Origin of the sequence: Aminobacter sp. BA135 (assembly GCF_050859125.1) — a bacterium.
In the GTDB taxonomy this organism is placed as follows: Bacteria; Pseudomonadota; Alphaproteobacteria; order Rhizobiales; family Rhizobiaceae; genus Aminobacter; species Aminobacter ciceronei.
In genome coordinates this window covers 312,280-322,694 of sequence record NZ_CP139574.1, presented here as the reverse complement: position 1 = coordinate 322,694, position 10,415 = coordinate 312,280, and the positions used below count along the sequence as shown (strand labels likewise).

The window sequence follows — 10,415 nt, the reverse complement described above, 5'->3', positions numbered from 1 at the left end:
GCTGCAGCAGCCTTATGCATCTTCCCAAATCTATTCACGGACGTTTCGCTGAATGTATGTTGGCTGAAATACAATAATAAAATCAATATATTATGCCAAAGAAAGAGTAGTCCGTAACTGCGAATTAGGCCAGCGGGGGCCGGGATAAGCGTGCATCGGCGCTTGATGCAGTCGGGCCTCCAGATCTCAGTGTGCAAGAGAGGCGGCAAGGTGTGAATGGCGAGAAGGCTCTTACAATTGGCCAAAATGGCAGGCCGCGTGATGCGTCGGATGAGTGCGCAAATCCAACTTGTATTATCTTACTATTGATAGTATGTTCATCACATTGCCAGCATGCAAATGGCTTGGCCCAACAGAGCGCAATCCTGCTCTCCAACTTCAAATGTGAGGAACGATGTCCGACTCGTCCAAGCCTGTAATCGGAATCATTGGTGGAACTGGAGACCTCGGTTCCGGCTTGGCGAAGGCCTGGGCTGCCGCCGGCTACAAAGTCGTGATCGGTTCGCGTAGCCGTGACAAAGCAGTTGCTCTCGCATCCGAACTTGGCGCAGGCATTGTCGGTGAAGACAACGTTGGCGCCGCCAGGCTGGCTGACGTAGTCGTGCTGGCCGTGCCATTCGCAAGCCATGACGCAACGATCGCCGAAATCAAGGACGTCGTTCAGGGCAAGATCGTCGTTGACGCGGCTGTGCCGCTGGTGCCTCCGAAAGTCTCCACCGTACAGCTTCCCAGCGCTGGTTCCGCGGCCCAGATCGCCCAGGGACTGCTGGGGGAGGGGGTCCGCGTTGTCTCCGCCTTTCACAATGTTGGTGCGGCCAAACTGCACAAGGGCGGACGAGCCGAGTGCGACGTTCTGGTGTTCAGTGACGACAAAGAGGCCCGCAATCAGGTCATTGAACTCGCAGGCGCCGTCGCCAACCGTGGTGTCGGTGGTGGCGTTCTCGCAAACTCGGCCGCGGCCGAAGCGCTCACATCGGTCCTGATCTGGATCAACCGTCAATACAAAGTTCCCGGTGCCGGCATCGCAATCACCGGACTTGAGGACGCAAACGCTGCGTAAACTGCCATGGCATCCGTCTCGCTCTCGCTTCATGCAATACCTGGATTGCCCCTGATCGCTCCCGGGGACGATCTCGCCGGCCTGATCGAAGAGGCCCTGCGCAAGTGTGGGCTAGGTCTGATGGACGATGACATCGTCGTGGTGGCGCAGAAAGTCGTCTCCAAGGCAGACGGTCTCTACGTCGAACTTGATAGCGTCGAGCCGTCGCAACGTGCCCGCGACATCGCCGCACAAGTCGGCAAGGATCCGCGCCACGTCGAAGTGGTGCTGCGCGAGGCCGAGGAGGTCGTCAAGGTCGGGCCGCACGTTATCGTGGTTGCTCATAAGCTTGGCTTCGTCATGGCGAATGCCGGCATCGATGAATCCAACATCGAGCATGCCAATGGCAGCCGCGTCCTGTTGCTCCCGCGCGATCCCGATGGCTCTGCATCTGTCCTCAAAGGTCGGCTTGATCAGATGTTCGGGGTCTCTTGCGGCGTCGTCATCAACGACAGCTTTGGCCGCCCATGGCGCAATGGCGTGGTTGGCGTTGCGATCGGAGCTGCAGGAATGCCGGCGCTGGTTGATCGGGTCGGCGCCGAGGACCTGTTCGGCCGAACACTGAAGGTGACCGAGATCGCTGTCGCAGACGAGATCGCCTCGGCAGCCTCGCTGATGATGGGGCAAGCCAACGAAGGCTTGCCGGTGGTTCTTATTCGCGGATATCGGCCGACCGCGCCCACGCGGCCGGCGGCATCATTGATCCGCTCCCGCGAGAGGGACATGTTCCGATGAGCGCTTCCAAATCAACGGGTCGGGTGGTTGCCCTGTGTGGCGGTGTCGGAGGTGCCAAGCTCGCGTTCGGTCTCGAACGGCTTCTCGGCAACGATCTCACGCTGATCGTCAATACAGGCGATGATTTCGAGCACCTCGGCCTGAAAGTCTCCCCCGACATCGACACCGTTCTCTATACTTTGTCGGGCCTCGCCAATCGCGAACTCGGCTGGGGCCGGCAGGACGAGAGCTGGAATTTCATGAAGGCGCTGTCGACACTCGGCGGCGAGACCTGGTTTCAGCTCGGCGATCGAGATCTTGCCATCCACGTCGAACGAACGCGGCGTTTGAGGACCGGCGAGACGCTTTCCGCCATCACCAGCAGTTTCGCAGCACATTTCGGGATTGCCGCGCAGGTTCTGCCGATGAGTGACGACCGAATCAGCACCGCCGTGGTGACATCGGAGGGAGTGCTGCCGTTCCAACGCTATTTCGTAGAACGGCGTTGCGCCCCGCGCATTGACAGCATTCATTTCGAACGTTCGGTGCGAGCGCGCGCCTCATCTGAGGTTCTGTCCGCTCTGGGCGATCCGCAACTGACGGCGATCATTGTTTGCCCGTCAAATCCTTTTCTCAGCATCGATCCTATCCTGTCGGTGCCGGGCGTCCGCGCGGCCATCAAGAAGTCGAGCGCACCCGTGGTCGTAGTGTCGCCCATCATAGGCGGCAAGGCCGTCAAGGGGCCGACGGACAAGATCATGACCGAGCTTGGCGTGCCCAGGACGTCGAAGGCAATCGCCGAGCACTATCTCGACCTGATCGATGGACTGATCATCGACCACAGCGATGAACAGGAACGCGAAATCGCCGGCTGCGCGGTTCGTACGGCTTCGTCGCTGATGAACACTGATGAAGATCGCGTTCGGCTCGCAGGCGAGGCGCTCGATTTTGCGCGCCACCTCGTGTCGACCCCGCAGCGGCAATTCGGAGGCTGATACTGATGGCGACGATTGCTGCAGCTTCGAAGATATGCGCTCTCGTTCCTGTCAAACGATTGGGCTGGGCAAAATCCCGCCTGGCTCCGCATCTGACGACAGGCGAGCGGAATTGCCTTGCGGAAGCAATGTTGCGCGATGTGCTCGATGTGCTCTCCAAGGTCCCTCAGCTGGGGGGGATTGCGGTCATCACTTCCGACACCGCCGTCGCTTCAATAGCAAACGACTACAACGCCGTAGTCATTGACGACCTCGATGATGCCGGCATCAACAATGCGGTAAGGCGTGGGCAAAGGGCACTCGCAGCCGAGGGCCATGCCGGTGTCTTGGTCATCCCAGGCGACATCCCCTTTCTGAGTGCCCAGGAGATCGAACTGGCCCTGTCGGCGCTCGCCGACTGTAACGTCGTGATCACACCGGCAAACCGTGATGGCGGAACAAACCTGCTCGGGTTCTCTCCGCCCCACGTCATGGACCCCTCCTTCGGGCTGCACAGCTTCAGGCGCCACCTTGCGATAGCCCGGGCGATGGGCCTGGAAGTTGTCGTGCTCCCCCTCGAAGGAGCCGGACACGATATCGATGTGCCCGCCGATCTCTGGTCGGACACGGATGGACCAGCAATTCAGACACGCCGGCTGCTCGCGCGCCTTGGGAAAGATGTTCCCCCTGCTTGCCCCGGCCCTACCCAGGAGCCTCTGTCGCCATGAACCACGCTGCGCTTCTCAACGACTTCGCGCCTGAACGGAGACTAAACCGCGAAGAGGCGCTGAACCTGGTCGAGATCAATGATCTCCAGCCGCTGCTGTCTGCTGCGCGCCATCGTCGAGACTGGGCTCACGGCGATCAGGTCTCGTATTCCCGCAAGGTGTTCATTCCGCTGACCCAACTCTGCCGAGACGTCTGCCACTACTGCACATTCGCGCATCCGCCGCGCAAGGGGCAGCGGGCATTCCTGACCCGCGACGAGGTTTTGGCGATCGCCGAAGCCGGCAAGAAGGCGGGCTGCAAGGAGGCGCTGTTCACGCTCGGCGACAAGCCGGAGCTGCGCTATCGCGTTGCGCGCGAGGAACTGAAGGCACTCGGGCACGAGACGACCATTTCTTATCTTGCCGAAATGGCTTCGGTCGTCCTCAAGGAGACCGGACTTCTTCCGCACATCAATCCAGGTTTGCTGACGAGCGAGGACCTCGCGGCCCTGCGGTCCGTCTCGATCTCGCAAGGAATCATGCTGGAGAGTGTATCGAAACGGCTGTGCGAGAAGGGCGGCGCCCATCACGGCTCCCCCGACAAGGCACCTGCGGCGCGATTGGACACCATCCGCCGTGCCGGCGAAAAGAAGGTTCCGTTCACGACGGGCATTCTGATCGGCATAGGCGAGACGCGGGCCGAGCGCATCGACTCGTTGCTGGCACTGCGAGACCTTAACGATGAGTTCGGCCACATCCAGGAAATCATCATCCAGAATTTCCGCCCCAAGGCTGGAACCAGAATGGCGGACATCGAAGCGCCGGCGCTTGAGGATCATCTTTGGACAATTGCCGTCGCGCGGCTGTTGTTCGAGCCAGCGATGAACATCCAGGCCCCTCCCAATCTTAGCCCAGGCGCGCTGGAGCAGATCGTTCACGCAGGCATCAACGATTGGGGAGGGGTTTCGCCGGTCACGCCGGATCACGTCAATCCTGAAGCACCGTGGCCGCAACTCGTCGAACTCTCTGACGTGACCTCAATGGCAGGCAAGGACCTGGTCGAACGGTTGGCGATCTATCCCTCCTTTGCCAGAAAACCCCTGGAATGGGTCGATGCGGATCTGCGCTTTCCTCTCTACAACCGGATCGACGCCGAGGGCTGGCCACGCAGCGATGACTGGTGCCCAGGCCGCTCCGATCCCATCCCCGCAACCGAAGCGTTTCTGCTCAGCGCAGCTCCGAACAGTGTCGGTGGGAGAGTGCGTGCCGTCCTGGACAAGGCGGCCGAGGGGACGATGCTCACTGAAAACGACATCGTCACTTTGTTCCGGGCACGGGGTGGCGATTTCGCCGCTGTTTGTCGAGCGGCCGACGCTCTGCGCCGGCGGGTCAACGGCGACACCGTCAGCTATGTCGTGTGCCGCAACATCAACTACACCAACATCTGCTACTTCAAATGCCAGTTCTGCGCCTTTTCGAAGGGCAAGCTCAGCGAGAACCTGCGCGGCCGCCCCTACGATCTCGACATGAGTGAGGTCGCAGCGCGTGTGCGCGGTGCCTGGGAGCGCGGCGCGACTGAAGTCTGCATGCAGGGAGGTATCCATCCGTCCTATACGGGCGCGAAATATCTCGAGATCTGCCAGGCGGTGAAAGAGGCGGTTCCGAACATGCACATGCATGCGTTTTCGCCGCTGGAAGTCTGGCAGGGCGCAAAGACACTTGGCATGTCGGTTTCCGATTTTCTCGCGCAGCTGAAGGCGGCCGGTCTGAGCACATTGCCGGGTACGGCAGCCGAAATCCTTGATGACGAGGTGCGGGCGACCTTGTGTGCGGACAAGATCAACACGCAGGAATGGCTCGACGTCATGCGCGCTGCCCACAAACTCGGCTTCCGCACGACGGCAACGATCATGTTCGGCCATATCGAGGGTTACGAACACTGGGCGCGCCATCTCATCAGGGTTCGTGACCTGCAGATGGAAACGGGCGGGTTCACCGAATTCGTGCCGCTGCCATTCGTTCACATGGAGGCGCCGATCTATCTCAAGCGCCGGTCGCGTCCAGGGCCGACCTTCCGCGAAGCCATCCTTATGCACGCCGTAGCGCGTCTGACACTGCATCCGCACATCACCAACATCCAGGCGTCATGGGTGAAGCTTGGGCAGGAGGGCGTGCGGCACTGCCTGAACGCCGGCGTGAACGATCTCGGTGGAACCTTGATGGACGAAAGCATCTCAAGGTCCGCCGGCGCCAGCCATGGCCAGGAGATGACCCCTCAGCACATGGAGGCCATCATCCGCAAAGCGGGCCGCCAGCCGAGGATGCGCAACACTGTTTACGGCGATGCCCCCGCAGTCTCGCGCGAACGGGCCTTTGCCGCTGCCGCTGCGCGAACTGCCTCTGAAAGCACCTCTGCACGCGAACCGGTCTGCGCTGGCTGACAGCCCTATTGCGAGCTGATTTCGCACGTGGAAATCTTTTGCTATAGGCTAGTCATACTAACATTAGGATGATAATACGACTTAATGATTGCGCGACAGCCAGACTCTACAAGGAGATGACGGAAATGCCTGCAGCTGGAGGCGGCCTTCTCGATAAGGTTGAAGTGGTTGATGGCGACATTCGCAGGTCCGCCGTCGAATGCGCGCGCAGCCGTGGCGTTGTATTGCCAACCTTCTCCCAGCTTGCTGGGTCGGCGCCAATTCCGCCATCCATCCTTGACCGCTTGCAGTCGGTTGACCCTGACGCGCCAGATCCTTTGAACCTGTGGCGTGTGAACTGGTTCAATTCGGACGACCGGCGAGGGCAGCAAGCGGTGCCTGCCCATGTCGTATTGCCGCGCAGTCTGACTGGGGTCGAGGCACCGATAGTGGTGTTGCTCGGCGCCCGCTTTCCGATGATCGGTGCACATAAGGTGCTGCCGGCTTACGCCGGGCTGGTGACCTATTTCGTCTCGGGACGTTTTGATCCGCGCCGGCATCGGGCGGTCTGGCCGTCGACGGGCAACTACTGTCGCGGCGGCCTTGCGGTATCACGAATCCTTGGCTGCGATGGTGTCGCTGTCCTGCCCGAAGGCATGAGCCGAGAACGCTTCGAGTGGCTTGAGCGCTGGGCTTCTGATCCGTCTCACATCATTCGCACTGTCGGCACCGAAAGCAACGTCAAGGAAATCTACGACAAATGTCACGAACTGGCGCAAAGCGCTGACAACGTCATTCTGAACCAGTTTTCGGCCTTCCCGAACTATATGGCGCATTTCGCCTGCACGGGTGCTGCCTGCGAGCGGGTCTTCGACGATGTCCGGGACCAGAACGGCCAGGCAAGGCTGGCTGCGTTCGTCTCGGCAACGGGGTCAGCAGGGACGATTGCAGCCGGCGACAAGCTCAAACAGTCTTACGGGACGCGGATCGCCGCCGTCGAAGCTTTGGAATGCCCGACACTGCTCGAAAGCGGATACGGCGAGCACAACATCCAGGGCATCGGCGACAAGCATGTGCCCCTGATTCATAATGTCCTAAATCTGGATTTCGTGGTCGGTGTTTCGGATCGATCGACGGATCGGTTGAACTATCTCTTCAACACCCCCGGAGGCAGGCATCTGCTGGCATATCGCCTTGGCCTGAAAGACGAAGAGCTATCCTTCCTGGACGACATCGGCATCTCGGGCATTGCCAACATCATCGCCTCGATCAAGCTGGCCAAGCATATGAATTTCGGGCCGCACGACGTTGTCATGACGATCGCGACGGACGGCGCCAGCCTCTATTCGAGCGAGATGGAGGCGATTGGGCGCGGTGAATTCAGCGGCGGCGTTTCCGAGGCAGATGTCGAGCATCTGCTGGCTAGCTGCCTGCACGAAGCTGTTGCTGACAGCCTGATCGAAATGACGGCGCGCGAGCGGCGCAGGGTTTTCAATCTCGGCTACTACACCTGGGTTGAACAGCAGGGCGTGACGCTGAGCGATTTCGACGCCCGGCGCGACCAGTCGTTTTGGCGTGCGGCCGCCGACGCCGCATTCGCCTGGGACGAACTCATCACCGAATTCAATGCCGAAGTCGGCCTGAATTAGCTGCGGACGCTGTCCGTGGCGAGCTAAAGGAGAAACGAAGTGCTTGAAGCTCAACTCGAGCCATACTCACGGCTGAGGGAAAACCTCGCAGCACGTGATCGAAGCCTGCGCGAAAAAGTCATGTCGCTAGAGGAAGCGGCAGGGCTCGTCCAGGACGGCATGAAGGTCGGCATTGGCGGCTCGACCATGTCTCGGACACCGATGGCTTTGATCTGGGAGATCATCCGCCAGCGCCGGCAGAACCTTTCCTGTTCGCGCTGCATCGTGTCGACCGACGGTGACCTTCTCTTTGGGTCCGGGGTTTCGGACCACATCATCACCAGTTGGTTCGCCCAGGGCATCCTCTGGGGCCTCTCCAAGGTGATGCGCCATCACGTCGAAACGCAAGGCAGGCGCTACGAAGAGTGGAGCCATATGGGTGTCGGAATGCGGTTCCGCGCCGGCGGCATGGGCGTTCCCTTCCTGCCAATGCGTGCAATGCTCGGCTCGGACGTGATGCGGCAGCGACCAGAGGCAAAGCCCATCGATTGCCCATTCACGGGCGAAAGGCTTCTGCTTGTGCCGGCGCTCAACCCTGATGTTGCGCTCATCCACGTTCAGCGCTGCGACGCCTACGGCAACGCCCAGATCGATGGCCTGCAATTCATGGACATCGACCTCGCGCTTGCAGCCAACAAGGTCATCCTGACCACCGAGCGCATCGTGTCGAATGACCAGATCCGCCGTCACCCCGATCAGACGAAGATCGCCTTCCTCTGTGTGGATGCTGTCGTCGAGGTTCCTTACGGCGCGGCCCCGCATGAATGCTTCGGCATCTATGAACCAATGCTCAAGCATATGGACGCCTACGTGAAGCAGGTCAATGCCGATCCGGTAAAGGGGATGCAGGAGTACCTTGAGAAGTACTTCTACGGGCCGAAAAACTGGAACGAATACCTGGAGTTGATTGGGCTTGAAGAGCTTCTCGAAGCAAGTCAGCGCGGCAGGAGCATCTACAATGACTGAAGCCCGCAACTACACCGCCTCTGAAATTCTCGCGATCCTGGCGTCGCGCCAGCTCAAGGATGGCCAGGTGGTCTTCGCCGGTGTCGGAACACCGTTGCTGGCGGCAACTCTTGCCCAGCAACTGCGCTGCCCAGGCCTGACCATCCTGTTTGAAGGAGGCGTTGTCGGCGCCTTCGTGGAGGCGGGAAAACTGCCACCATCGACCAACGATCAGCGCTGCACCAAGCGCGCCAACATGGTGCTCGGCAGCGCCGACGTTCTGCTGCTTCTGCAGCGCGGTTATGTCGACATCGGTTTCATGGGTGGGGCCCAGATCGACCAGTTCGGCAATCTCAATTCGTCCTTCATCGGCGATCCGGCCGCACCGAAGACGCGCCTGCCTGGCACGGGTGGCGGCAATGACATCTCGAGCCTCACCAACATGATCGTTGCGATGAAGCACGAGAAGCGGCGCTTCGTCGAGAAGGTCGACTTCATCACCAGCCCTGGCTTCATCCGGGGCGGCAACTCCAGACGCGAAAGCGGTCTACCTGCTGGCGGAATGTTCCGCGTGATTACCGAACTCGCGATCTTCGGTTTCGACAAGACCACCCGTCGAATGCGCGTGCTGGCACTTAATCCCGGCGTTTCCCGCGAGGAAGTGCAGGACAACACCGGCTTCGAACTCGAATTCGACGAGAATCTTCACCTCACCGAGCCGCCAACCACCCGTGAACTGCAAATCCTGCGACAGCTCGATCCCGAGCGGCTTTTCACTGCCTGATTTTCCCGGAGGAAGAACCATGACACTGATTACAAAGACTTTCGGCATCGCCGCGCGCAATTTCGTGGCCTATCCGAACATGCCCGACGCCCGCAAGCTCGTGGAATACGGCGTGCGCGTCGAGGAACTCGGTTACGACTCCGTGTGGGTCTGGGACCACATGCTGCTTGGCGTCGACCCCAACTTCCCGATCATCGACTCGCTGACCGCACTCACCGGGATCGCGGCAAGGACGACCAAGATCCGCATGGGTACGGGCATCCTCGTACTGCCACTGCGCAATCCCGTGGCTCTCGCCAAGCAGCTGTCATCCATGGATCAGCTGTCCAACGGACGCATGATCATGGGCATGGCGGCCGGTTGGTACAAACGCGAATTCGATGCGATGAGCCTGCCTTTCTCCAAGCGCGGCAAGATCATGGACCAGAACCTCGAGATCATGCGCCGGCTCTGGACCGAGGACCGCGTGACCGGGAAATACAGCATTGCGGATCCGGAAACCGGCGTCCAGCTCGAGTACAACATGTCGAAAGCCGTGATGTACCCCAAGCCGGCACAGTCGCACCTTCCGATCCTCATCGGCGGCTATGCGGATGCGGCACTCAAGCGCGCAGGAACCACCGGCGACGGCTGGCTCACCTATTTCTACCGTGCCGAGGATTTCAAGAAGTCGTGGGACAAGGTCCTCGGCTTCGCCAAGGAAGCGGGCAAGGACCCGAACTCCGTGATGAGCGCCTCGCAGCTGCCGATCATGGTCGGCGCTTCGAAGGAAGCCGTCCGCGAAGACATGATGGATTGGCTCAACAAGGAATGGGATTTCCCTGAACACAGCGACTGCACCCGCGAGAGCGCGATCATGGGCTCGGTCGACGACTGCGTCGAGCAGCTCAAGGCTCACATCGATGCCGGCGTCCAGAAGATCATCTTCGTTCCCTACAAATACGAGATGAAGCAGATCGAAACCATCGCGCGTGAAATCATCCCCCGCCTGAAGGCTCTTTGACCCCAACTCCGTCCTGTTTGCGCTCACCGCGGGCAGGACGGATCTCTTTTTTGCGAACGACACGCCGCCTTATCGGGAGAT

Annotated in this window: 9 protein-coding genes; all 9 read left to right on the top strand. The window is 60.2% G+C overall.

The features are described from left to right. Positions 1-394 precede the first annotated feature (394 nt). Positions 395-1,060 carry an NADPH-dependent F420 reductase gene (gene npdG / locus SLT36_RS32215; protein WP_192568698.1) on the top strand — a complete coding sequence of 222 codons (666 nt, stop codon included), beginning with the start codon at positions 395-397 and terminating at the stop codon, positions 1,058-1,060. A 6-nt stretch (positions 1,061-1,066) separates the two neighbouring features. Then, a complete protein-coding gene (gene cofE / locus SLT36_RS32210; RefSeq protein ID WP_432289423.1) occupies positions 1,067-1,834 on the top strand; it encodes a coenzyme F420-0:L-glutamate ligase in 768 nt (255 codons plus the stop codon). Further along, complete coding sequence (gene cofD, locus SLT36_RS32205) at positions 1,831-2,808, top strand: 2-phospho-L-lactate transferase (protein WP_432289421.1); 978 nt, start codon at positions 1,831-1,833, stop codon at positions 2,806-2,808. The genes cofE and cofD overlap by 4 nt, the downstream gene beginning before the upstream one ends. A 5-nt stretch (positions 2,809-2,813) precedes the next feature. Continuing rightward, positions 2,814-3,515, top strand: coding sequence for a 2-phospho-L-lactate guanylyltransferase (gene cofC, locus SLT36_RS32200; RefSeq protein WP_432289419.1), 702 nt, complete (start codon positions 2,814-2,816; stop codon positions 3,513-3,515). Further along, the gene (gene cofH, locus SLT36_RS32195) at positions 3,512-5,935 is read left to right on the top strand and encodes a 5-amino-6-(D-ribitylamino)uracil--L-tyrosine 4-hydroxyphenyl transferase CofH (protein ID WP_432289418.1); all 2,424 of its coding nucleotides are present in this window, start codon (positions 3,512-3,514) and stop codon (positions 5,933-5,935) included. Before cofC ends, cofH begins: the two co-directional genes overlap by 4 nt. Before the next feature lie 125 nt (positions 5,936-6,060). Continuing rightward, complete coding sequence (locus SLT36_RS32190; protein ID WP_432289416.1) at positions 6,061-7,563, top strand: pyridoxal-phosphate dependent enzyme; 1,503 nt, start codon at positions 6,061-6,063, stop codon at positions 7,561-7,563. 39 nt (positions 7,564-7,602) lie between these two features. After that, positions 7,603-8,568: a CoA transferase subunit A gene (locus SLT36_RS32185; protein WP_184770882.1), complete on the top strand. Its 966-nt coding sequence runs from the start codon at positions 7,603-7,605 to the stop codon at positions 8,566-8,568. Then, a complete protein-coding gene (locus SLT36_RS32180) occupies positions 8,561-9,331 on the top strand; it encodes a CoA-transferase subunit beta (RefSeq protein WP_432289414.1) in 771 nt (256 codons plus the stop codon). The genes SLT36_RS32185 and SLT36_RS32180 overlap by 8 nt, the downstream gene beginning before the upstream one ends. Before the next feature lie 19 nt (positions 9,332-9,350). Then, on the top strand, positions 9,351-10,334 hold the full coding sequence (locus SLT36_RS32175; RefSeq protein WP_192568693.1) for an LLM class flavin-dependent oxidoreductase: 984 nt from the start codon (positions 9,351-9,353) through the stop codon (positions 10,332-10,334). Positions 10,335-10,415 lie beyond the last annotated feature (81 nt).